Consider the following 21,795-nt stretch of genomic DNA (forward strand, 5'->3'; position numbering starts at 1 on the left):
GGGAGCCCGAAGAATGAACCAGCAACTCGCGGGCTACGCCCCCACCCCCGTCGCGGCCCGGATGGAGAACCACGGCCGCCACATGCTCAAGGTGGCCATGGCCTCCGGCCAGGACCTGTACGCGCGCACCGGCTCGATGGTGTCCTACGAGGGCTTCGTCCAGTACGAGCCGAACCCGCCCGCCGTCCGCCAGATCGCCTCCCAGTGGATGACCGGCGAAGGCGCGCCGATCATGAAGTGCTCCGGCGACGGCCTGCTGTACCTCGCCGACTACGGCGCCGACGTCGTCGTCATCAACCTCAACAACGACGCGATCTCCGTCAACGGCACCAATGTGCTGGCCTTCGACGCGCACCTCCAGTGGGGCGCCGAGAGGGTGAAGGGCCTGGCCAAGTTCGCCGGACAGGGCCTGTGGAACGTGCAGATCGCCGGCACCGGCTGGGTCGCCCTCACCTCGCGCGGCACCCCGGTGGTGGTCGACTGCGGCCGCGGCGAGGACGAGACGTACGTCGACCCCGACGCGCTCGTCGCCTGGTCGCCGACGCTCAAGGTGAAGGGCAAGCGCAGCTTCAAGGCCTCCTCCCTGATCGGGCGGGGCAGCGGGGAGGCGTACCAGATGGCCTTCTCCGGCCAGGGCATCGTCGTCGTACAGCCGAGCGAGGACAGCACCGACCGCCTGCGGATCCGGGGCTGAGGGGGAGCGAGAACACACCATGCAGAGCCCGCTTTTCAGCTACACGGAACAGCAGACCCAGGACCGGTACGCCGTCCAGAACCCGCAACTGCTGCGGGTGGCGCTCACCGGCCACGACGACGTCCTCGCCCGCAAGGGGGCCATGGTCGCCTACCAGGGCCTGATCGACTTCGACGGCGAGATCCAGAACCAGACGCAGCGCCGCGCCCATGCCAACACCGGTGAGGGCTTGGACCTGATGCGCTGCTCCGGCCAGGGCACCGTCTACTTCGCCAACCTGGCGCAGTACATCCACGTCGTGGACGTGGACCAGGAGGGCATGACCGTGGACAGCGCCTATGTGCTGGCGCTCGACTCCACGCTGCACACCGAGGTCATCGCCGTGGACAGCCAGTACGGCATCTCCGGCTCCGGCAGGTACCAGCTCAACATCTCCGGCCGCGGCCAGGTCGCCCTGATGACGTCGGGGCAGCCGCTGATGATGCACGTCACGCCGGAGAAGTACGTCAGCGTCGACTCCGACGCGATCGTCGCGTGGTCGTCGTCGCTGCGCGTCCAGATGCAGGCCCAGACCCACTCCTCCAGCGTGCGCCGCCGCCGCGGGACCACGGGGGAGGGCTGGGAGCTGAGCTTCCTGGGGCAGGGCTTCGTGCTCGTCCAGCCCAGCGAGGTCATGCCGCCGCAGGCGGCCCAGATCGGGCAGGGTGCCGCCGCGCAGTTCGGCGTCGGCCAGCACGGTGCGCACGCCCAGAACCAGAACAACGCCTGGAACTGAGCGCCGCGGCGGGTAAGGGGCGGCCGCCCGTGGCGACCGCCCCTTACCCGATGCTCAGCGTGCTGCTTCCACCAGCCGTACGACCGAGCCGTCGGCCACCGCCGCCACCTCGTCGTACGCGAACCAGCGCAGGTCCAGCGACTCGTCGCTGATCGCCTCCACCGCGTCCGGCGGTGCGACCGCCACGTACTGGAGGTCCAGGTGCCAGTGGCAGGGCGCGGGAATCGGGTGCCGGTCCAGCCGGACCGGCCCGCCCGGGCGCAGCGTGAGCCCCGGGATCCCGGACTCCTCCGTCGCCTCCCGCAGCGCCGCCCCGGCCACCGTCTCGTCGCCGGGCTCGCAGTGGCCGCCCATCTGCAGCCACATGCCGAGCTTCTTGTGCAGGGTCAGCAGCACCCGGCCGCGCTCCGGGTCGACCACCAGCGCGCTCGCCGTCAGGTGCCCGGCCTCGCACGCCTTCCACATGCCGTCCGGGTGCGCCGCCAGGTGGTCCAGATAGAGCTGTCGCAGCTCGGGCTGATCCTCGTACGCCTTCAGTACGAGGACGGCGTCGTCGTGCAGGCTCACTTGTCGGTGTCGTCCTCGTCGTCGCCCTGGGGCCCCTTGGGCCGCTCCTGGTTGCCCGCGGCCTCGCCGAGCATCTTGTCGAGCTCCGAGAAGTCCAGGTGCTCGCGGTGGACGAAGCCGTCCGGGTCGTCCAGGTCGGACGCCGTCGGCAGCATGTCCGGGTGCTGCCACAGATCGTCGCGGCCGTCCACACCCCGTGCGTCCGTCAGCGACGCCCACAGCCGGGAGGCGTCCCGCAGGCGGCGGGGGCGCAGCTCCAGGCCGATCAGCGTGGCGAAGGTCTGCTCGGCCGGACCGCCCGAGGCCCGGCGCCGGCGCAGCGTCTCGCGCAGCGCGGCCGCCGACGTCAGCCGGGACTTCGCGGCCTCGTGCACCACGGCGTCCACCCAGCCCTCGACCAGCGCCAGCGCCGTCTCCAGGCGGGCCAGCGCGGCCTTCTGCTCAGCCGTGTCCTCGGGCTGGAACATGCCCTGCTGGAGTGCCTCCTGGAGCTGCTCCGGGTTGGACGGGTCCAGCCCGCTGACCGCGTCCTCCAGCTTGGACGTGTCGACCTTGATCCCGCGTGCGTACCCCTCGACCGCGCCGAACAGGTGCGAGCGCAGCCACGGCACATGCGCGAAGAGCCGCTGGTGGGCGGCCTCCCGCAGCGCCAGGTACAGACGCACCTCGTCCTTCGGGACGCCCAGGTCCTTGCCGAACGCCTCCATGTTCAGCGGGAGCAGCGCGGCCTTGCCGGCCGGGCCCAGGGGGAGGCCGACGTCCGTCGAGCCGACCACTTCGCCCGCCAGCACGCCCACGGCCTGACCGATCTGCTGGCCGAACATGGCGCCGCCCATGGAGCGCATCATGCCGAGCAGCGGCCCGGCCATGGCCTGCATCTCCTCGGGGAGGACGTCGCCCATGGCCGCGCCCACCCGCTCGGCGACCGGGTCCACCAGCTGCTGCCAGGCGGGGAGCGTCGCCTCGACCCACTCCGCGCGGCTCCACGCGACGGCCGTGTGCGCGCCGGACGGCAGGGACGTCACGCCGTCCAGCCACAGGTCCGCCAGACGCACGGCCTCCTCGACCGCGGCGCGCTCGGCCGGGCCCACGCTGGAGTCCTTGGTGCCGTCCGAGGTGCCCTGGGAGACGGTCTGGCGCGCGATCTGCTTGGCCATGTCCCAGTTGACGGGACCGCCCTCGTAGCTCAGCATCTGGCCGAGCTGCTGGAAGGCCGCCCCGAGGTCGTTCGGGTTCAGCGAGCCGAACATCGCGGCGAACGGGTTGTCCGCGCCGCCCATGCCGCCCGGCAGACCGCCGAACCCGAAGGGGTTGCCACCGGCACCACCGGCACCCTTGTCACCTTCGGAGGGCTTCTTCTTGCCCTCGTCGCCGTCCTCCGGCTCCTCCGGCGGAAGGCCGAATCCGAATGGGGTGTCACTCACGGGTTTCCTCGGCTCGTAGGGCCGCCGGCTTCTGCCGGCGGCGGCTGCCCGACAACACCACCAGCGTAGACATCCGAGCCGGACATGGGCTCGGTGCTCCGCTGAGTCCTGGCCTGCGGCAGGATGGACGCCACCTGGTACGTACGCGTCATTCGCGTACGTACTGAAGACAACCGCTGGAGACGCCCGGTGAGTTCCCCAGATCCGCAGGTTCGCGCAGCGCGAAACCTCTCAACCCAGTCCGCCGCCCGCCGCCCCGTCGTCGCGGTCACCGGTGCCGCGTCCGGCGTCGGTGACCTGCTGGCCCGGCGCCTCGTCGAGTCCGAGGAGGTCAAGCAGGTCATCGCCATCGACGAGCGCCGAGGCGAGGTCGCCGAGGCGCACTGGAACATCCTGGACGTACGGGACCCGGCCATCGCCGAGAAACTGCGGGGCGCGGACGTCGTCGTGCACCTCGCCCTAGACCTCGACCTGGAGACCGACGCGGCCGCCCGTACGGCGTACAACGTGCGGGGCACCCAGACCGTGCTGACCGCGGCCGCGGCCGCGGGGGTCCACCGGGTGGTGCTGTGCACGTCGGCCATGGTCTACGGGGCCCTGCCCGACAACGACGTCCCGCTCTCCGAGGACGCCGAGCTGCGGGCGACCGCCGAGGCCACCGGGGTGGGGGACCTGCTGGAGATCGAGCGCCTCGCACGCCGGGCGCCCCGCGCGCACCCCGGCCTGAACGTCACGGTCGTGCGCCCCACGGTCCTGGTCGGCGGCGGTACGGACACGGCGCTGACCCGCTACTTCGAGTCGCCGCGCCTGCTCGTGGTGGCCGGATCCCACCCGACCTGGCAGTTCTGCCACGTCGAGGACCTGGTCAGTGCGCTGGAGTACGCCGCGCTGGAGAAGGTCGAGGGGGATTTCGCCGTCGGCTGCGACGGCTGGCTGGAGCAGGAGGAGGTCGAGGAGCTCAGCGGCATCCGCCGCATGGAGCTGCCCTCCGCCGTGGCCCTCGGCGCGGCCGCGCGGCTGCACCGGATCGGCCTCACGCCGTCGCCGGCCGGTGACCTGGCGTACACGATGCACCCGTGGGTGGTGAGCGTCGGGCGGCTGCACGACGCCGGCTGGCGGCCGCGGTGGACCAACGAGGAGGTCCTCGCGGCGCTCCTGGAGGAGGTCCAGGGCCGCCACACGGTCGCCGGCCGCCGCCTCGGCCGCAAGGACGCCACCGCGGCGGGCGCGGCCGGCGCGACGGTGGCCCTGCTCGGCACGGCGGCCCTGGTACGGCGCGCCCGCAGGCGCCGCGGCCTGTAGCCGGCGGCCAGAGGCCCGGCCCGCGCGGGCGGGCGGGCGGCCGAGCTGTAGAAGGCTCCAACGCGCGCGGGGACGGGCCGGGCGAAAACGCTATTCCGTGATGTCAGTGCCGTACGGCACGATGGGCGGCATGGCACCCACGTACGACCACCCCGGCGAGCACGCGGCGGCGGACCCGATCCGGCTGCTGGAGATCCGCGACACCCCGCTGTCCCTGGACGAGGTCTTCCAGGCCGTCGGTGACGACGCGGCCGGGGGCACCGCGCTCTTCGTGGGCACCGTGCGCAACCACGACGGCGGCGCCGACGTCGACACCCTCGGGTACTCCAGCCACCCGAGCGCCGAGGCCGAGCTGCGCCGGGTCGCCGAGAAGGTCGTCGCGGAGTTCCCGGTCCGCGCCCTGGCCGCCGTGCACCGCGTGGGGGACCTGGCCGTCGGGGACCTGGCGGTGGTCGTGGGCGTGTCGTGCCCGCACCGCGCGGAGGCCTTCGCGGCCTGCCGCAAGCTGATCGACGACCTCAAGCACGAGGTGCCGATATGGAAGCACCAGCGCTTCTCGGACGGCACCGAGGAGTGGGTAGGGGCCTGCTGAGCCTCGGATACCGGTCGGGTGGGACGATCGTCCGATTTGCGTAACCGCACCCCGGGCACGAGCGTTGAAACGGCGGATGGTTAATCTGCTGATCGGCCAGTGGCGTATGAGCCGGTGGCGTTCGCTCATGGGGACGGGAGGTCGCGATGGCAGTACTGGCGTGGTTGCTGATTCCGCTGTTCGCTGCCGTCGGTGCCGCGATATGGGGGAGCTGGGCCTCGCGCACCCGTACCACGGAGGACGTGGCCGAGCTCGCGGGGTACGCCCGCTTCCGTGACGCGATGGAGAAGTCCCACTCCCGCGGCGGTCCCGCCTGAGGGCCTGGGAGGCACCCCGGACGGACCGGCCCCAGGGGTGCACTGACAGACGCGTCCCGTACTGTCGTTCCATGCCACGCCGCACTGCGACGATGCTCGCTTCGACCCTCATCCTCATCGCGCTGCTCTGCGCGGGCGTGTTCATCAAGGTGCCGTACTCCGAGATGAGCCCGGGACCGACGGTCAACACGCTCGGCGAGTCCGGCGGCGAGCCGGTGCTGCAGATCTCCGGCCACAAGACGTACCCGGCGTCCGGGCACCTCAATATGACGACGGTCAGGGTCACCGGTGCGGACTACAGGATGAACCTGGTCGAAGCCGTGTACGGATGGCTCGCCCACGACAGCGTCGTGGTGCCGCACGAGACCCTCTACCCGAACGGCAAGACCGAGGAGCAGTCCACCCAGGAGAACGCCGAGGAGTTCAGCCAGTCCCAGGAGAGCGCCAAGGCGGCCGCGCTCGGGCAGCTCGGCATCCCGGTGGCCTCGCGGGTCGTGGTCTCCTCCGTCCAGAAGGGCAGCCCCGCCGAGAGCACGCTCCACGCCGGTGACGTGATCAAGGCGGTGGACGGCACGGCCGTCAAGGAGCCGCAGGACGTCGCGAAGCTGGTGACCGAGCACAAGCCCGGCGAGAAGGTCGTCTTCACCATCGTCCCGGCCAAGGCGGCGGCCGCGGCGGAGAAGGCGGGCCGGGAACCCACCGCCACCGAGCAGCTCACGATCACCACGAGGAAGTCCGCCGAGGGCGACCGGGCGATCGTCGGCATCCAGGCGGGTGTCGATCACGCGTTCCCGTTCCCCATCGACATCTCCCTCGCCGACGTGGGCGGCCCCAGCGCGGGCCTGATGTTCTCGCTGGGCATCCTCGACAAGCTGACGCCCGGTGACCTGACGGGCGGCACCTTTGTCGCCGGTACGGGCACCATCGACGACAAGGGCACGGTGGGCCCGATCGGCGGTATCGAGATGAAGCTGGTCGGCGCGCGGAACGCGGGCGCCCGCTACTTCCTGACGCCCGCCGACAACTGCGCCGCGGCGGCCTCGGACACGCCCGAGGGCCTCACCCTGATCAAGGTGGAGACGATCGACGGCGCGGTGAAGGCCCTGGACAAGGTCCGCAAGGGCGACACCGCCGGCCTCCCGAGCTGCTCGGCGTCGTAAGGCCCCACAGCCTCTTTACGCCGTAGAGCCGCCCCGAGCCGCGGGGAGCCCGGGCGGCCCCCCGCCCCCCCCGGGCCTGTACTTGCGCGTCCTCAGCCCTCGAACGTCGCCGACAGCGCCTCCGCCAGGCCCGGGACCAGGTCGGCGCCCGTGAGGACCTCCGTCGGGGAGTCCTTCTCGCGCAGCCGCAGCGCCGACTCCCGGGCCCCGTTGCGCAGGACGGCCACCGTCATCCGGACCTCCTGGCGGTCCGGGTGGTCGCCGACCCACTTCGCCAGCGCCGCCTCGTCGAGGCCCTCCGGCACGGACGCCTCGGCGGACGGGGGCAGCATCAGCCGCTCCACCGTCATCGCGCACCCGGCGACCGCATCCGGCCAGGCGATCGTGGCGAGGAACTCGTCGAGGGGCCGGTCGGCGGGGATCTCGTCCTGCTCGATCGGGGTGAGCGGCGCGGCGGCCTCTTCGGCGTCGAGACCGAGCTGGGACGCCAGCCCCGGCTCCTGGGAGCGCAGCTGCGCGGTGTCGACGAGGGCGAAGAGCCGGGCCGGCTGGTCCCAGCCGAGGCCGGACGCGTACTCGTCGATTTCGAGCACCGCGCGGGTGAGTGGACTGGCGGCCATCGGGGGGCCGGAGGGAGAAACGTTGGACATGAGCAATATCCTGCCTCCTTTCCACCCGGATACGGGAACTAGGTAAAGCCTGAGTAAGTTGCATCAGTGGGCCCTACGCTCACTGGGCCCGCTCAGACACGACCGCGAACTTCGAGGGGCGCACGTTGGCTTTCCAGATGCCGGACCGCGGCGGAGGCCCGACCGGGCCACGGATCAGAGTCGGCCGGCCGTCCCGGCGGGCCCGCACCCTGCTCATGACGCTGGGGGTGCTGGCCGTGCTGGCCATGCTCTTCGTCATGTTCGCCGGGTTCTGGACGGACTGGCTCTGGTACCGGTCGGTCCACTACTCCTCCGTCTTCACCACCACCCTGTGGACCAAGATCGGCCTGTTCGCCGTCTTCGGCCTGCTCATGGCCACCGCCGTCGGGCTGAACATCTGGCTCGCCCACCGGCTGCGCCCGCCGCTCAGCGCCATGTCGCTGGAGCAGCAGAGCCTGGACCGCTACCGGATGGGCGTGGCGCCCTACAAGAAGTGGGTGCTCCTGGCGATCACCGCCCTCGTCGGGCTGATCGCCGGCGCCTCCGCCTCCGGCCAGTGGCGCACCTGGCTGATGTGGGTGAACGGCGTGTCGTTCGGTCAGAAGGACCCGCAGTTCGGGATGGACGTCTCCTTCTTCACGTTCGACCTGCCCTGGTACCGGTTCCTGCTCGGCTTCGGCTTCGCCGCGACCGTGCTGTCGCTGATCGCCGCGGCCCTGACGCACTACCTGTACGGCGGGCTGCGCATCACCAGCCCCGGTGCGCGTGCCACCGCGGCCGCCACCGGCCACCTCTCCGTCCTGCTCGGCGTCTTCGTCTCGCTCAAGGCCGTGGCGTACTGGCTCGACCGGTACGGCCTCGCCGTGAAGTCCAGCGACTTCAAGGCGACCGGCAACTGGACGGGCCTGCGGTACGTCGACGCCAACGCCTACCTGCCGGCCAAGACGATCCTCTTCTGCATCGCCGTCATCTGCGCCGTGCTGTTCTTCGCGACCCTCTGGCGCCGCACCTGGCAGCTCCCCGTCATCGGCTTCGGCCTGATGGTGCTGTCGGCGATCCTCATCGGCGGGCTGTACCCGGCGATCGTGCAGAAGTTCCAGGTCCAGCCGAACGAGCAGGCCAAGGAAGCCCCGTACATCGCCAAGAACATCGAGGCGACGCGCAAGGCGTACGACATCGACGAGGCGGAGCCGGAGAACTACTCCGGCAAGTCCACCGTCAAGGCCAAGGACCGGCTGCGCACCGACGCCGACTCGGCCGCCAGCTACCGCGTGGTGGACCCGAACATCGTCTCGCCCACCTTCCAGCAGCTCGAACAGCGCCGGAAGTACTACCAGTTCCCGACCACCCTCGACGTCGACCGGTACCAGGGCAAGGACACGGTCGTCGGTCTGCGCGAGCTCAACATCCGCGGCATCCCGAAGCGGAACTGGATCAACGACCACTTCACGTACACCCACGGCTATGGCGCGATCATGGCCACGGGCACGGGGACGGACGCCAACGGCTCGCCCATCTTCACCGAGGCCGGTCTGCCCACCTCCGGCCAGCTCAAGACGTACGAGCAGCGGATCTACTACGGCGAGAAGACCGAGCAGTACTCGATCGTCGGCGGCCCGCAGAAGGAGCTCGACTACGAGCAGAACGGCGAGAAGACCACCAGCTACAAGGGCAAGAGCGGGGTCAGCCTCGAGAACACCTTCAACCGGGCGGCGTACGCGGTGGCCTTCAGCGAGCCGCAGATCCTCTACTCCGGAGCCATCGGCGACGGTTCGCGGATCCTCTACAACCGCACGCCCAAGCAGCGCGTCGAGGCGGTCGCCCCGTGGCTGACCATCGACGGCGACGCCTACCCGGCGGTCGTCGGCGGCCGCATCCAATGGATCGTCGACGCCTACACGACGACGAACGGCTACCCGTACGCGTCCCGTACGACGCTGGGGGCGACGACCACGGACTCGCTGACCGCCGGCAACGAGACCCGCGCGGTGGTCGCCCAGCAGAACCAGGTCAACTACATCCGCAACTCGGTGAAGGCCACCGTCGACGCCTACGACGGCACGGTGAAGCTGTACCAGTGGGACACCGAGGACCCGGTCCTGAAGACCTGGATGAAGGCGTTCCCGGGGACCGTCCTGCCGAAGGACGCCATCAAGCAGGACCTCAAGGAGCACCTGCGCTACCCGCAGGACATGTTCAAGGTCCAGCGCGAGCTGCTCACCCGCTACCACGTCAAGGACGCCGCGCAGTTCTACAGCGGCAGTGACGCCTGGCAGGTGCCGGACGACCCGACCAACAAGAACGGCAACGCCGTTCCGCCGTACTACCTGAGCATGAAGATGCCGGGCGACACGGCGCAGCGCTTCTCGCTGACGACGACGTTCACCCCCAACGGGCGGCCCAACCTGGGCGGCTTCATGGCGGTCGACGCCGATGCCAACAGCAAGGAGTACGGCCGCATAAGGCTGCTGCGGGTGACGCAGGACGTGCCGGGACCGGCGCAGGTGCAGAGCAAGCTCAACGGTCTGCCGTCCGTCGCCCAGTTCGTCCGCGACATGAAGGGCGCCGACTCCGACATCCAGTACGGCAACCTGCTGACCGTGCCGCTCGACGGCGGGTTCCTGTACGTCGAGCCGGTGTACGCGCAGGGCCGCAACGCGCTCTACCCGCTGCTGAAGAAGGTGGCCGTGTCGTACGTCGACGCGGACCAGCCGGAGGGCGACACCACCAAGGACACCACGGTGTTCGAGGACAACCTCGGCAAGGCGCTGAACGCGGTCTTCGGGGTGGAGGGCGCCACGCCCACCACGCCACCCCCGCCCGGCGACACCACCAAGCCGCCGGCCACCGGTGACGCGGCGCTGAAGCAGGCCATCGCGGACGCGCAGAAGGCGTTCACGGACGGCGAGGAGGCGCTGAAGAAGGGCGACTGGACGGCGTACGGCAAGGCCCAGGAGGCCCTGTCGGACGCGCTGCGGCGCGCTGCGGCGGCGGACGCGGCGGCCAAGGCCGACCAGAAGCCGGCGGACCAGAAGCCGGCCGACGGGAAGCCGGCCGACGGGAAGCCGGCCGACGGAAAGCCTGCGGACCAGAAGCCCGCCGACCAGAAACCCGCAGGCTGAGAGCCCGCCCCGCGTCGTGATACTGTGGTTTCACCGACGCGGGGTGGAGCAGCTCGGTAGCTCGCTGGGCTCATAACCCAGAGGTCGCAGGTTCAAATCCTGTCCCCGCTACTGAAGTCAAGGGCCCGGATCTTTCGAGATCCGGGCCCTTGGTGTGTGCGGGGGAAGAGAGCAAGGATCGGGCGCCAAGCCGTGGCCGGGTGGGGGCAGTTGGAGTGACTCGTGTTTGACTTGTCTCCCTGTGGGCATGTCGACAAAACGCTGAAGTGACCTCACTGGCTGCGGTATACCAGGTGTACGCGGTTGCGGGTGGTGCGACGATGGAATTCATGGGGGACAGGGCAACGCTTTTGGAAACAGGGCGGTTTGTGGACGGCGCGGAGACCGGCGACGCCGTCGAGACCGAGGCACGGCACCGCCGCGCCGCCGACGACGGCGACACCGCGTCGATGAGCATCCTCGGAGCCATGCTGCTGCGCCGCGGCGACCTCGACGGCGCCGAGCCGTACCTGCGCGCCGCCACCGCCGACGGCGACCGTGCCGCCGCCAACAACCTCGGCGTCCTGCTGCACCAGCGCGGATACACCGAAGAGGCCGCCGGCTGGTGGCGCATCGCCGCCGTGGCCGGCTCCGCCGCCGCCGCACACGCGCTGGGCCGCTACCACCGCGAACGCGGCGACGAACCCGCCGCCGAGTACTGGCTGCGCCAGTCCGCCGAGCAGGGCCACGCCCTCGGCGCGTACGCCCTCGCCGACCTGCTGGAGCACCGCAGCGACGTCGGTGCCGAGCGCTGGCTGCGCGCCGCCGCCGAGCAGGGCCACCGCGAGGCCGCCTACCGCCTCGCCCGCGCCCTGGAGCGCAAGGCGGAGGAGCAGGGCGACGGCGCCACCGAGACCGGCACCGGCCCCAGCACCGGCACCCGCCTCGGGAGCAGCACCGGCACCCGCCTCCGCACCGGCGCCGGCACGGGTACCGGCGCCGCGACCGAGACCGCCGAGCAGTGGTACCGGCAGGCCGCCGCCCGCGGGCACCGCCGCGCCGCGCTCCACCTCGGCGCCATCCTCGAAAAGCGCGGCGAGCTCAAGGAGGCCGGCCGCTGGTACCTCACCTCCGCCAAGGACGGCGAGCCCCGCGCCGCCTGCGCGCTGGGCTTCCTCCTGCGCGACGCGGGCGACGAGGACAGCGCCGCCGTGTGGTGGCTGCGCGCCGCCCAGGACGGCGACGGCAACGCCGCCAACGCGCTGGGCGCCCTCCACGCCGCCCGCGGCGAGCACCAGACCGCCGAGCGCTGGTACCGCGCGGCCACCGACGCGGGCGACGACAACGGCGCCTACAACCTCGGGCTGCTGTACGCCGCCCAGAACCGCGTCGCCCAGGCCGAGCAGTGGTACCGCCGCGCCGCCTACGCCGGCCACCGCGAGGCCGCCAACGCCCTCGCCATCCTGCTGCTCCAGAGCGGCGACCCGAACGGCGCCGAGCCCTGGTTCTCCAAGGCGGCCGAGGCGGGCAGCGTCGACGCCGCCTTCAACCTCGGCATCCTCTACGCGGGTCGCGACGACGACCGTACGGCGCTGACCTGGTACGAGCGGGCCGCCGCGGCCGGCCACACCGAGGCCGCGCTCCAGGTCGGCATCGCCAGGCTCCGCGACGGCGACGAGCAGGAGGCGGAGCGCCACCTGCGGATCGCCGCGGGCGGCGGCAGCGCCGAGGCGGCGTTCCGCCTGGCCAGCGTCCTCGACGCGCGCCAGCCGCCGCCGGGCGCACCCGCGCTGGGCGAGCCGCAGGCGGCGAAGAGCGAGTGCGAGGAGTGGTACGAGCGGGCGGCCGAGCAGGGCCACCGCCGTGCCCAGGTGCGGATCGGCATGCTCGCCGCCGCGCGCGGGGACACCACGGAGGCGGCCCGCTGGTACCGGGTGGCCGCCGAGGCGGGCAGCCGGAACGGCGCGTTCAACCTTGGCCTGCTGCTCGCCCGCGACGGGAACGAGCGCGAGGCGGCCCTGTGGTGGACCCGCGCCGCGCGCGCCGGGCACGGCCGGGCGGCCCTGCGCCTGGCGCTGCTCGCCGCGCGCCGGGGCGAACTGGCCGAGGGGCGCCTCTGGTGCACCCGCGCGGTCGAGCTGGGTCCGGCGGAGGTGGCCGAGCGGGCGGCGCGGCTCAGCGAGGCGCTGCACCAGGAACTCACCGCGTAGCGCGACCCGTCGCGTAACGCAGCTCACTCTCCAAGGCCCGCTTATGGATTTGCACTGGTCCACGCCGTCCCGTAAGGTTGTGTTCAACGACGCGGGGTGGAGCAGCTCGGTAGCTCGCTGGGCTCATAACCCAGAGGTCGCAGGTTCAAATCCTGTCCCCGCTACTGAAACCGAAGGCCCGGATCCTCAGGATCCGGGCCTTCGGCATTTCCGTGTGCAAGCGTGCAACGCCACGGAAAAGGCCCCCGGTGTACACCGGGGGCCTTTCACTCGAACGAGTCAGGCGGTCAACGTCAGGCAGTCGACGTCAGGCGGTCGCGCAGCTCGGGCACACGCCGCGGTACGTGACCTCCACGTCCGAGATCGTGAAGCCGAAGCGCTCCGTGTCCGGCAGGTCGGACAGCGGGTCACCGGACGGGTGCACGTCGCGGATCGCGCCGCATTGGGCGCAGACCAGGTGGTGGTGCGGCCGGTGGGCGTTCGGGTCGTACCGCTTCGCGCGGCGGTCGGTGGAGACCTCCAGGACCTCGCCCAGGGTCACCAGCTCACCCAGCGTGTTGTACACGGTCGCTCGGGAGATCTCCGGGAGTCGCTCCACCGCGCGCGCGTGGACCTCGTCAGCCGTCAGATGGACGTGTTCGCCATCGAGGACCTCGGCCACGACACGGCGCTGCGCGGTCATACGCCAGCCGCGTCCGCGCAGTCGTTCCAACAGGTCGCTCATGGAAACCAGCCTAACAGGGAGGGGACTCAGTCCCGAACGGGTGTGGCTTTGGATAGACGCTTGACTTAGACAATGTCCATTGTAGGATCGGGGACGGCATTAGCCAAGGGACAGGACTTGCAGGAATGACGCAGGAGGCGCACGTGACGCAGGGACCGCTTACCACGGAGGCCGGCGCGCCGGTCGCCGACAACCAGAACAGCGAGACCGCGGGCGTCGGTGGTCCCGTTCTGGTCCAGGACCAGCTGCTGCTGGAGAAGCTCGCGCACTTCAACCGCGAGCGCATCCCGGAGCGCGTGGTCCACGCGCGTGGCGCCGGTGCCTACGGCACGTTCAAGGTGACGGCCGACGTCACCCCGTACACCCGCGCGAAGTTCCTCTCGGAGGTCGGCAAGGAGACCGAGGTCTTCCTCCGCTTCTCGACCGTCGCGGGCAACCTCGGCGCGGCCGACGCCGTGCGCGACCCGCGCGGCTTCGCGCTGAAGTTCTACACCGAAGAGGGCAACTACGATCTCGTCGGCAACAACACCCCGGTGTTCTTCATCAAGGACGCCATCAAGTTCCCCGACTTCATCCACACCCAGAAGCGCGACCCGTACACCGGCTCGCAGGAGGCGGACAACGTCTGGGACTTCTGGAGCCTGTCGCCCGAGTCGACCCACCAGGTGACCTGGCTCTTCGGCGACCGCGGCATCCCCGCCTCGTACCGCCACATGGACGGCTTCGGCTCGCACACCTTCCAGTGGAACAACGAGGCCGGCGAGGCCTTCTGGGTCAAGTACCACTTCAAGACGGACCAGGGGATCAAGAACCTCACCCAGGCCGAGGCCAACAAGCTCGCGGGTGAGGACCCGGACTCGCACCAGCGCGACCTGCGCGAGGCGATCGAGCGCGGCGAGTACCCGTCCTGGACCGTCGGTGTGCAGATCATGCCCGCCGCCGACGCCGCGACGTACCGCTTCAACCCGTTCGACCTGACCAAGGTGTGGCCGCACGCGGACTACCCGGTCATCGAGATCGGCAAGCTGGAGCTCAACCGCAACCCGGAGAACATCTTCGCCGAGGTCGAGCAGTCGATCTTCAGCCCCGCCCACTTCGTGCCGGGCATCGGTCCGTCGCCGGACAAGATGCTCCAGGGCCGCCTCTTCGCGTACGGCGACGCCCACCGCTACCGCGTCGGCATCAACGCCGACCACCTGCCGGTGAACCGCCCGCACGCCACCGAGGCGCGGACGAACAGCCGTGACGGCTTCCTGTACGACGGCCGCCACAAGGGCGCGAAGAACTACGAGCCGAACAGCTTCGGCGGCCCGCACCAGATCGACCGCCCGCTGTGGGCGCCGATCCAGGTGACCGGTGCGACCGGTGAGCAGCCGGCGCCCGTCCACGCCGAGGACAACGACTTCGTCCAGGCGGGCAACCTCTACCGGCTGATGTCGGAGGACGAGAAGAACCGTCTGATCGAGAACCTCTCCGGCTTCATCGCCAAGGTCTCGCGTGACGACATCGTCGAGCGTGCGATCAACAACTTCCGTCAGGCCGACGGAGACTACGGCAAGCGGCTGGAGGCCGCGGTCCAGGCCCTGCGCGGCTGACAGCACTGGATCGCTTGACGTAGGCAGAGGGCCGGCTCCCGCACGGGGGCCGGCCCTCAGGCCTGTCCGTGGCCGTGGTGTGGCCGCGGTGGGGCCGCCTCCTACGCCAGGGCCGCCGCCGCCTCACGCCGCCGCACGGGCGACGCCCAGCAGCGGATGATGTCGCGTACGGAGACGATGCCGACCGGCCCGGTGCCGTCCAGCACGATCAGATGCCGGAATCCGCCGTGGGCCATGGCGGTGGCGGCCTCGTCCAGGGTCCACCCCGGTGCGGCGAAGACCACGTCGGTCGTCGTGTGCGCGCCGGCGGTCTCCAGGTCCGGGTTCTGGCCAGCGCCGACGGATACGAGGATGTCGCGTTCGGTGAGGATGCCGAGGCCGCTGGTGTCGTGGTCCAGGACGACGGCCGCGCCGACGCGGCGCGCCGCCATCAGAGCGGCCGCCTGGCGGAGTGTGTGGGCGGGTCCGATGGTGAGGACCACCGTGCTCATGGCGTCACGGACGAGCATGGATGGAGCCACCTCCTTGGGTGAACCTTCTCTTCGAGAACGGATTCACAAGTTCACAAGTGGGGGGACTCTCAGAGTGGCAGCCCGGCAGGGTGGCAACAAGAGGTCTGCATCACCTGGCGCACATACGCCACGACACTCCGTGCGCGGACAGCCGCCCGTCAGGAACGCTGGTTCAGGAAACGCGGGTTCAGGAACGCTGGTTCAGGTACCCCAGCAGCTCCTCGTGCAGCAGGCCGTTCGACGCCGCCGCGTTCCCGCTGTGCGGGCCCGGCTTCCCGTCCAGGCCGGTGAAGACACCGCCCGCCTCCTGGACCACGATCGCGTTCGCCGCCATGTCCCACAGGGACAGCTCCGGCTCCGCGCACATGTCCACCGAGCCCTCGGCGACCATCATGTACGGCCAGAAGTCGCCGTAGCCGCGCGTACGCCAGCACGCGCGCGTGAGGTCCAGGAAGCCGTCCAGGCGGCCCTGCTCCTCCCAGCCGCTCAGCGAGGAGTACGCGAACGACGCGTCGGACACGTCCGCCACCTTCGACACGTGGATGCGCGTCGCCGACGACAGGCTCCGCCCGGTGTACGCGCCCAGCCCCTTCGCCGCCCACCAGCGGCGCCCGAGCGCCGGCGCCGACACCACGCCCACCACCGGCTGGAAGCCGCCCTCGCCTGCCTCCATGAGGGAGATCAGCGTCGCCCACACCGGCACGCCGCGGACGTAGTTCTTGGTGCCGTCGATCGGGTCGATCACCCAGCGGCGCGGGCCCGTGCCCTCGACGCCGTACTCCTCGCCGAGGATCGCGTCGCGCGGCCTCGCCCGCTGGAGCTGGCCCCGGATCAGCTCTTCGGCGGCCCGGTCGGCCTCGCTCACCGGCGTCATGTCCGGTTTGGTCTCGACCTTGAGGTCGAGCGCCTTGAACCGGTCCATGGTGGCGGCGTCGGCGGCATCCGCGAGGACGTGGGCAAGACGCAGATCATCGTGGTAATCGGCCATGGCTCGCACTCTATCCCGGCGGACCGGGGCCTTCCGCAGGGAGTCTTGACAGTGCGTGGCCACCCGTCAACTCTGAGCACAGAGCCGCCTGGTGCAGAGCCGCTGGTCTGGGAGGCGACGTTGCCCACTGCCCGAGACGCCCTGCTCGACGCCGCGTTCGCGGTGCTCGCCGACCTGCCCTGGCCGGCGGTGCGGATGGTGGAGGTGGCGGCCGTCGCGGGAGTGTCGAGGCAGACCCTCTACAACGAGTTCGGCAGCAAGGAGGGCCTGGCCCGCGCCCTGGTGCGGCACGAGACGGACGCGTACCTGCGCGGGGTCGAACGGGTCCTGGCCGAACGGACCGACCCTGTCGACCGGTTCCTCGCACTGACCGAGTGGACCGTCCGGGAGGCCCGGGCGAAACCCCTGCTGCGCGCCCTGCTCACCGGCTGCTGGACCGAACGGCTCCCGGCGCCCCGCCCCGCCCGCCCCCGTACGCGCGTGGCGGCCGCCCCGCCCGCGCAGCGCCGCGCCGACGAGGGGCCCCCGGAGCCCGGACAGCTGGTGGCCGTGGTGCGGGACCGGATGCGGGCGGCGGCGGGTCCGGGCATGGACCGGGACGCGTGCGAGCTGCTCGTACGGCTGGCGCTGTCGTACGTCGTGGCGCCTCAGTGGGAGGAGCCGGACAGCTGGAGGCCGATGACCCCGACGATCACCAGCGTGATCGAGACGATCTTCAGCGTCGACACCAGGTCACCGAGGAAGATCATGCCGTAGATGGCGGTCCCCGCCGCCCCGATGCCGGTCCACACGGCGTACGCCGGACCGACGTCCAGCTTCCGCAGCGAGAGGGTCAGTAGGCCGAAGCTGCCGAGCGCGAAGCAGGCGAAGGCGACCGTCGGCCACAGCCGGGTGAAGCCGTGCGAGAGCTTGAGGCAGACCGCGAAACCCGTCTCCAGTAAGCCGGCGACGATCACCAGCAGCCACGCCGTCCTCACAGTGCCTCCCGCGTCCGTGGTGATCCGTGACTGCTTCGTCCGACTTGGTGCGATTATGCACTCGCCGGGCGGCGGGAAACGCAGACGTGCGCGCGTCAGTCGCCTTCGCGTCGCTCGCGCGTGGCGAGAAGTCGCCGCAGCGAGTACAGCCGCGCCGGATCCGCGTGGCCCTCGGCCACCCACTCGTCCAGCGCGCAGTCCGGCTCGTCGTGGCTGCACGCGCGCGGGCAGCCCTCCGTGCCCGGCACCAGATCGGGGAAGGCGTTGATGACCCGGGACGGGTCCACGTGGTGCAGCCCGAAGGACCGCACGCCCGGGGTGTCGATCACCCATCCGTCCGCGCGGTCGAGCGGCAGGGCCAGCGCCGAGGTGGTGGTGTGCCGGCCGCGTCCCGTCACCGCGTTGACGTCACCGGTGAGCCGGCGCCTGTCCTCCGGGACCAGCGCGTTGACGAGCGTCGTCTTGCCGACGCCCGAGTGGCCGACGAACGCGGTGGTGCGGCCGGCGAGGTACTCGCGGACCCGGTCGGCGGCGGTGTGCCCGTCGTACAGCTCCTCGCGGCTGGTCACCACGTACGGGATGTCGAGCGCGCCGTACAGCTCCAGCAGCTTCTCGGGCGGCGCCAGGTCCGACTTGGTCAGCACCAGCAGCGGTTCGAGCCCGCCGTCGAACGCCGCGACCAGGCAGCGGTCGACCAGCCGGGGCCGGGGCTCCGGGTCGGCCAGGGCGGTGACGATGGCCAGCTGGTCGGCGTTGGCGACCACGACCCGCTCGAACGGATCGTCGTCGTCGGCCGTACGGCGCAGGACGGAGGCGCGGGGTTCGATCCGTACGATCCGGGCCAGCGTGTCCTTCTTGCCGGACAGGTCGCCGACGAGCGAGACCCGGTCACCCACCACGGCGGCCTTCCGGCCCAGTTCGCGGGCCTTCATCGCCATGACCGAACGGCCGTCGACGAGCACCGTCAGACGGCCCCGGTCCACGGTCAGGACCATCCCCTCCGCCGCGTCCTCGTGCTTCGGGCGGATGCTGGTGCGGGGACGGTTGCCCTTGCGGTTGGGCCGCGAACGGATGTCGTCCTCGTCCGTGTGCTTGCCGTAGCGGCGCATGTCGTCAGGCCTCGAGCATTCCGGTCCACATCTGCGGGAAGTCCGGCAGGGTCTTGGCGGTCGTCGCCACGTTCTCGATCAGTACGCCGTCGACGGCGAGGCCGATGATCGAACCGGCGGTCGCCATGCGGTGGTCGTCGTACGTGTGGAAGACGCCGCCGTGCAGCGGGCGGGGGCGGATGTGCAGCCCGTCCGCGGTCTCGGTGACATCGCCGCCCAGCTCGTTGATCTCCTTGGTGAGCGCGGCCAGGCGGTCCGTCTCGTGCAGGCGCAGATGGGCCACGCCGCGCAGGGTCGAGGGCGAGTCGGCGAGGGCGGCGACGGCGGCGATGCCCGGCGTGAGCTCGCCGACCTCGCTCAGGTCCACGTCGATGCCGTGGATCGTGCCCGTACCGGTGAAGGTCAGGCCCTGCTCGGTGAGCTCGCAGGAACCGCCCATCTCGGTGAAGATCTCGCGCAGCGCGTCACCGGGCTGCGTGGTGTGGGACGGCCAGTCGGGGATGGTGACCCGCCCGCCGGTGACCAGGGCGGCGGCCAGGAACGGCTGCGCGTTGGACAGGTCCGGCTCGACGGTCAGGTCGCGGCCGAGCAGCGCGGAGGGGGAGACCCGCCACACGTTCGGCTCGCCGCCCGTCTCCGGCTCGTCGACCTGGGCGCCGACCGCGCGCAGCATGTCGACGGTCATCCGGATGTGCGGCATGGACGGCAGCTTGGCGCCGGTGTGGCGGACCTCGACGCCCTGGTTGAAGCGCGGCGCGGACAGCAGCAGGGCGCTGACGAACTGCGAGGACGAGGAGGCGTCGATCTCCACCGGGCCGCCGTCCAGCGCGCCGCCGCCGTGCACGGTCAGGGGCAGGCAGCCCCGCCCGTCGTCGTCGATGCGGGCGCCCAGGGCGCGCAGGGCGTCGATCACGCCGTGCAGCGGCCGCTCGTGGGAGCGCGGGTCGCCGTCGAAGTGGACCGGGCCGTCCGCGAGCGCGGCGACCGGCGGCAGGAAGCGCATCACCGTGCCGGCGTTGCCGACGTCGACGGTGGCCGGGCCGTGCAGGCCCGCCGGGATGATCCGCCACCGCTCACCGGTGCCGTCGGGACCCACGCCCTCCTCGATGCCGACGCCCATGGTGCGCAGGGCCTCGGCCATCAGCAGGGTGTCGCGCGAGCGCAGCGGTCGGCGCAGCCAGCCGGGCTCGGAGGCGAGCGCGGCGAGGACCAGGCCACGGTTGGTGACCGACTTGGACCCGGGCACGGTGACGGTCGCGTCGACGGCGCCGCGTGCGTGGGGAGCGGGCCAGAAGTCGGAGGGCGCGGGGCTGCTATCGGTCATGCCCCTCACTTTAGACGGGCCCTATGGCCAGAGGTCACCTGCGCCGGGTTCTCATGATCAGCTGACCGGCCCGCTCCCCGCGGGGCTCACAGCCCCAGCATCCAGCGCGCCCCGCCGATCAGCGAGCACACCGACACCGCGTGGAACAGGAACAGCCACAGCACGGGCGGTACGTGGGTGAGCCGGGAGAGCTGGTCGGCGTCCGAGTCCGGCGCCCCTCCGTGCCGCCGCTTCGCCTGGAGCTCGAAGGCGGGGCGGACACCGCCCAGAAGAAGGAACCACACGGCGCTGTACGCGAACGCCGACTGGACGTCCGGCCCCGTCAGCCACGACACCAGCAGGAAGGCGGTGCCGGTGACGATCACGGTGAGCGCGCCGTACGCGTTGCGGATCATGACGAGCATGGCCGCGAGGAGCGCCGTCGCCACCCACAGCAGCAGCGTGACGCGGTGCGCCGCCAGCAGCCAGGCGCCGCCGAGGCCGAGCAGGGGCGGCGCGGTGTAGCCGGCGGCCGCCGTGAGGATCATGCCGAGCCCGGTCGGCTTGCCGCGGCTGACGGTCAGGCCGCTGGTGTCGGAGTGCAGCCGGATGCCCTGTAGGCGGCGGCCGCTGACCAGGGCGACGAGGCCGTGGCCGCCCTCGTGGGCGATGGTGATGGCGTTGCGGGCGACGCGCCAGAGTCCGGGCGGCACCGTGACGGCGAGGGCGGCGACGGCCGTGGCGATCACGAGCCACCTGTCGGGGGCCGGCTGGGTACCGATGAGGCGGTCCCAGAGGGCGGCGAGGCTCGTGCTGTCCATGGTGGGGCTGCTCCCTGGGGTCGTGGGCGTACGGAGCATCCTCCGCGTCCGGCGGGCCCGGGCTCAAGCCCCGCCCGTCCGGGGACAGGTCCTAGGCTCGTATCCGCACACACAGGAGGGGTGGTCACACGATGTGCGGACGGTACGCGGCGAGCCGGAGGCCCGAGGACCTGACGGGTCTCTTCGGCGTCGAGAAGTGGGATCCCAAGGAGAGCCTGGACGCCGACTGGAACGTGGCTCCCACCAAGGACGTCTACGCGGTCCTCGAACGCCCCCTCAAGGGAGCGGACACCCGGCGCCCGGTCCGGCAGCTGCGGGCCCTGAAGTGGGGGCCGTCCCGTCCTGGGCGAAGAACCCGGAGGGCGCCGCCCGGATGATCAACGCACGGGCGGAGACCGTCCACGAGAAGCCCTCCTTCCGGCAGGCCTTCACCACGCGCCGGTGCATCCTGCCCGCCGACGGTTATTACGAGTGGGTGACCGGCGCCGACGAGCGGCAGCTGGAGGAGCAGGGCAAGCGCAAGCGCACGCGCAAGCAGCCGTACTTCGTCACGCCCGCCGACGGTTCGGTCTTCGCGATGGCGGGCCTGTACGAGTTCTGGCGCGACCCCACCCTTCCGCCCGACCATCCGCAGGCGTGGTGGGCCACCTGCTCGGTGATCACCACGGAGGCGGACACCGACCCCCTGGGTGTGGCCCCCGCGGAGGGACCGCGTTCGCTGGGCGACATCCACCCGCGCATGCCGCTGATGCTGACGCCCGACCGCTGGGACGCCTGGCTGGACCCGGCCCGTACGGAGGTGGAGGACCTGCGCTCGCTGCTCTCGCCGCCGCCCGCGGGCCTGATGCGGGCCTACCCGGTGACGCCGGCCGTCAGCAACGTCCGCAACAACGGCCCCGAGCTGGTCGAGGAGCTGCCCGGCCCGGTGGAGGAAACCCTCTTCTAGAGAGGCTCACGGCCCGGGTTTCCGGGGC

20 protein-coding genes, 2 tRNA genes and 1 pseudogene are annotated in these 21,795 nt (G+C 71.4%); 13 read left to right on the forward strand and 10 right to left on the reverse strand.

From position 1 onward, the window contains the following. Positions 1-13: 13 nt before the first annotated feature. Both ACIRNI_RS00325 and ACIRNI_RS00330 read left to right on the forward strand, forming a co-directional pair. Entirely contained in the window at positions 14-694 is a 681-nt protein-coding gene (locus tag ACIRNI_RS00325; protein WP_403546960.1) for an AIM24 family protein, read from the forward strand. A gap of 19 nt (positions 695-713) precedes the next feature. After that, entirely contained in the window at positions 714-1,469 is a 756-nt protein-coding gene (locus ACIRNI_RS00330) for an AIM24 family protein (RefSeq protein ID WP_403546962.1), read from the forward strand. 54 nt (positions 1,470-1,523) lie between these two features. Here ACIRNI_RS00330 and ACIRNI_RS00335 read toward each other — a convergent pair whose 3' ends face one another. Further along, on the reverse strand, positions 1,524-2,036 hold the full coding sequence (locus ACIRNI_RS00335) for an NUDIX hydrolase (protein WP_403546964.1): 513 nt from the start codon (positions 2,034-2,036) through the stop codon (positions 1,524-1,526). Continuing rightward, on the reverse strand, positions 2,033-3,460 hold the full coding sequence (locus tag ACIRNI_RS00340) for a zinc-dependent metalloprotease (RefSeq protein ID WP_403546966.1): 1,428 nt from the start codon (positions 3,458-3,460) through the stop codon (positions 2,033-2,035). The genes ACIRNI_RS00335 and ACIRNI_RS00340 overlap by 4 nt, the downstream gene beginning before the upstream one ends. Before the next feature lie 189 nt (positions 3,461-3,649). Between ACIRNI_RS00340 and ACIRNI_RS00345 the strand changes: the two genes are divergently transcribed. The 4 genes from ACIRNI_RS00345 (at position 3,650) to ACIRNI_RS00360 (ending at position 6,831) form a co-directional block, all read left to right on the forward strand. Continuing rightward, a complete protein-coding gene (locus ACIRNI_RS00345) occupies positions 3,650-4,762 on the forward strand; it encodes an SDR family oxidoreductase (protein WP_403546968.1) in 1,113 nt (370 codons plus the stop codon). 130 nt (positions 4,763-4,892) lie between these two features. Then, a complete protein-coding gene (locus ACIRNI_RS00350; RefSeq protein ID WP_403546970.1) occupies positions 4,893-5,354 on the forward strand; it encodes a molybdenum cofactor biosynthesis protein MoaE in 462 nt (153 codons plus the stop codon). 146 nt (positions 5,355-5,500) lie between these two features. Next, the gene (locus ACIRNI_RS00355) at positions 5,501-5,671 is read left to right on the forward strand and encodes a hypothetical protein (RefSeq protein ID WP_355362611.1); all 171 of its coding nucleotides are present in this window, start codon (positions 5,501-5,503) and stop codon (positions 5,669-5,671) included. Between the two features lie 71 nt (positions 5,672-5,742). Beyond that, a complete protein-coding gene (locus ACIRNI_RS00360; protein ID WP_403546972.1) occupies positions 5,743-6,831 on the forward strand; it encodes a PDZ domain-containing protein in 1,089 nt (362 codons plus the stop codon). Between the two features lie 92 nt (positions 6,832-6,923). Here the strand turns inward: ACIRNI_RS00360 and ACIRNI_RS00365 are convergent, their stop codons facing one another. Further along, positions 6,924-7,481 carry a PPA1309 family protein gene (locus tag ACIRNI_RS00365; protein WP_403546974.1) on the reverse strand — a complete coding sequence of 186 codons (558 nt, stop codon included), beginning with the start codon at positions 7,479-7,481 and terminating at the stop codon, positions 6,924-6,926. A 137-nt stretch (positions 7,482-7,618) separates the two neighbouring features. On the opposite strand from ACIRNI_RS00365, the gene ACIRNI_RS00370 reads away from it, so the two are divergent. The 4 genes from ACIRNI_RS00370 to ACIRNI_RS00385 all read left to right on the forward strand — a co-directional run bounded on the left by ACIRNI_RS00370 (position 7,619) and on the right by ACIRNI_RS00385 (position 12,956). Further along, positions 7,619-10,603: a UPF0182 family protein gene (locus tag ACIRNI_RS00370; RefSeq protein ID WP_403547757.1), complete on the forward strand. Its 2,985-nt coding sequence runs from the start codon at positions 7,619-7,621 to the stop codon at positions 10,601-10,603. Positions 10,604-10,640: 37 nt separating this feature from the next. Next, a tRNA-Met gene (locus ACIRNI_RS00375) sits at positions 10,641-10,714 on the forward strand. A gap of 209 nt (positions 10,715-10,923) precedes the next feature. Beyond that, complete coding sequence (locus ACIRNI_RS00380; protein ID WP_403546976.1) at positions 10,924-12,792, forward strand: tetratricopeptide repeat protein; 1,869 nt, start codon at positions 10,924-10,926, stop codon at positions 12,790-12,792. 90 nt (positions 12,793-12,882) lie between these two features. Next, a tRNA-Met gene (locus tag ACIRNI_RS00385) sits at positions 12,883-12,956 on the forward strand. 143 nt (positions 12,957-13,099) lie between these two features. On the opposite strand, the gene ACIRNI_RS00390 is transcribed toward ACIRNI_RS00385, so the two are convergent. Further along, positions 13,100-13,516 (reverse strand): Fur family transcriptional regulator, encoded by a 417-nt coding sequence (locus ACIRNI_RS00390; protein WP_403546978.1) that lies wholly within the window; start codon positions 13,514-13,516, stop codon positions 13,100-13,102. Positions 13,517-13,659: 143 nt separating this feature from the next. Between ACIRNI_RS00390 and ACIRNI_RS00395 the strand changes: the two genes are divergently transcribed. Then, positions 13,660-15,111, forward strand: coding sequence for a catalase (locus tag ACIRNI_RS00395; protein ID WP_403546980.1), 1,452 nt, complete (start codon positions 13,660-13,662; stop codon positions 15,109-15,111). A 101-nt stretch (positions 15,112-15,212) separates the two neighbouring features. Here ACIRNI_RS00395 and ACIRNI_RS00400 read toward each other — a convergent pair whose 3' ends face one another. Together ACIRNI_RS00400 and hisN are read right to left on the reverse strand one after the other, a co-directional pair. Next, complete coding sequence (locus ACIRNI_RS00400; protein ID WP_403546981.1) at positions 15,213-15,620, reverse strand: cyclic nucleotide-binding/CBS domain-containing protein; 408 nt, start codon at positions 15,618-15,620, stop codon at positions 15,213-15,215. Positions 15,621-15,810: 190 nt separating this feature from the next. Continuing rightward, entirely contained in the window at positions 15,811-16,611 is an 801-nt protein-coding gene (gene hisN / locus ACIRNI_RS00405) for a histidinol-phosphatase (RefSeq protein WP_355362597.1), read from the reverse strand. A 120-nt stretch (positions 16,612-16,731) separates the two neighbouring features. On the opposite strand from hisN, the gene ACIRNI_RS00410 reads away from it, so the two are divergent. Then, entirely contained in the window at positions 16,732-17,367 is a 636-nt protein-coding gene (locus tag ACIRNI_RS00410) for a TetR/AcrR family transcriptional regulator (RefSeq protein ID WP_403546984.1), read from the forward strand. On the opposite strand, the gene ACIRNI_RS00415 is transcribed toward ACIRNI_RS00410, so the two are convergent. From ACIRNI_RS00415 to ACIRNI_RS00430, 4 genes are all read right to left on the reverse strand, one after another. After that, positions 17,259-17,588, reverse strand: a complete 330-nt coding sequence (locus tag ACIRNI_RS00415; protein WP_403546986.1) for a DMT family transporter — start codon at positions 17,586-17,588, stop codon at positions 17,259-17,261. The two genes, ACIRNI_RS00410 and ACIRNI_RS00415, sit on opposite strands and share 109 nt — an antisense overlap. Before the next feature lie 95 nt (positions 17,589-17,683). Beyond that, a complete protein-coding gene (gene rsgA, locus ACIRNI_RS00420) occupies positions 17,684-18,697 on the reverse strand; it encodes a ribosome small subunit-dependent GTPase A (protein WP_403546988.1) in 1,014 nt (337 codons plus the stop codon). 4 nt (positions 18,698-18,701) lie between these two features. Continuing rightward, on the reverse strand, positions 18,702-20,021 hold the full coding sequence (gene aroA, locus ACIRNI_RS00425; RefSeq protein ID WP_403546990.1) for a 3-phosphoshikimate 1-carboxyvinyltransferase: 1,320 nt from the start codon (positions 20,019-20,021) through the stop codon (positions 18,702-18,704). Positions 20,022-20,107: 86 nt separating this feature from the next. Further along, positions 20,108-20,821: a M50 family metallopeptidase gene (locus tag ACIRNI_RS00430; RefSeq protein ID WP_403546991.1), complete on the reverse strand. Its 714-nt coding sequence runs from the start codon at positions 20,819-20,821 to the stop codon at positions 20,108-20,110. 131 nt (positions 20,822-20,952) lie between these two features. On the opposite strand from ACIRNI_RS00430, the pseudogene ACIRNI_RS00435 reads away from it, so the two are divergent. Then, a pseudogene (locus tag ACIRNI_RS00435) lies at positions 20,953-21,767 on the forward strand (SOS response-associated peptidase). The last annotated feature ends 28 nt before the right edge of the window (positions 21,768-21,795 follow it).

It is taken from the genome of Streptomyces sp. NPDC093546 (assembly GCF_044765045.1).
Taxonomy (GTDB): Bacteria; Actinomycetota; Actinomycetes; order Streptomycetales; family Streptomycetaceae; genus Streptomyces.

Excerpts from the sequence above, each read along its gene's own strand:
- ACIRNI_RS00350 (WP_403546970.1), top strand. The coding sequence starts at position 4,893 with ATGGCACCCACGTACGACCACCCCGGCGAGCACGCGGCGGCGGACCCG.
- ACIRNI_RS00365 (WP_403546974.1), bottom strand. The coding sequence starts at position 7,481 with ATGTCCAACGTTTCTCCCTCCGGCCCCCCGATGGCCGCCAGTCCACTC.
- ACIRNI_RS00370 (WP_403547757.1), top strand. The coding sequence starts at position 7,619 with ATGCCGGACCGCGGCGGAGGCCCGACCGGGCCACGGATCAGAGTCGGC.
- ACIRNI_RS00430 (WP_403546991.1), bottom strand. The coding sequence starts at position 20,821 with ATGGACAGCACGAGCCTCGCCGCCCTCTGGGACCGCCTCATCGGTACC.
- aroA (WP_403546990.1), bottom strand. The coding sequence starts at position 20,021 with ATGACCGATAGCAGCCCCGCGCCCTCCGACTTCTGGCCCGCTCCCCAC.
- rsgA (WP_403546988.1), bottom strand. The coding sequence starts at position 18,697 with ATGCGCCGCTACGGCAAGCACACGGACGAGGACGACATCCGTTCGCGG.
- ACIRNI_RS00330 (WP_403546962.1), top strand. The coding sequence starts at position 714 with ATGCAGAGCCCGCTTTTCAGCTACACGGAACAGCAGACCCAGGACCGG.
- ACIRNI_RS00390 (WP_403546978.1), bottom strand. The coding sequence starts at position 13,516 with ATGAGCGACCTGTTGGAACGACTGCGCGGACGCGGCTGGCGTATGACC.
- ACIRNI_RS00355 (WP_355362611.1), top strand. The coding sequence starts at position 5,501 with ATGGCAGTACTGGCGTGGTTGCTGATTCCGCTGTTCGCTGCCGTCGGT.
- ACIRNI_RS00360 (WP_403546972.1), top strand. The coding sequence starts at position 5,743 with ATGCCACGCCGCACTGCGACGATGCTCGCTTCGACCCTCATCCTCATC.
- ACIRNI_RS00380 (WP_403546976.1), top strand. The coding sequence starts at position 10,924 with ATGGAATTCATGGGGGACAGGGCAACGCTTTTGGAAACAGGGCGGTTT.
- ACIRNI_RS00400 (WP_403546981.1), bottom strand. The coding sequence starts at position 15,620 with ATGCTCGTCCGTGACGCCATGAGCACGGTGGTCCTCACCATCGGACCC.
- ACIRNI_RS00325 (WP_403546960.1), top strand. The coding sequence starts at position 14 with ATGAACCAGCAACTCGCGGGCTACGCCCCCACCCCCGTCGCGGCCCGG.
- hisN (WP_355362597.1), bottom strand. The coding sequence starts at position 16,611 with ATGGCCGATTACCACGATGATCTGCGTCTTGCCCACGTCCTCGCGGAT.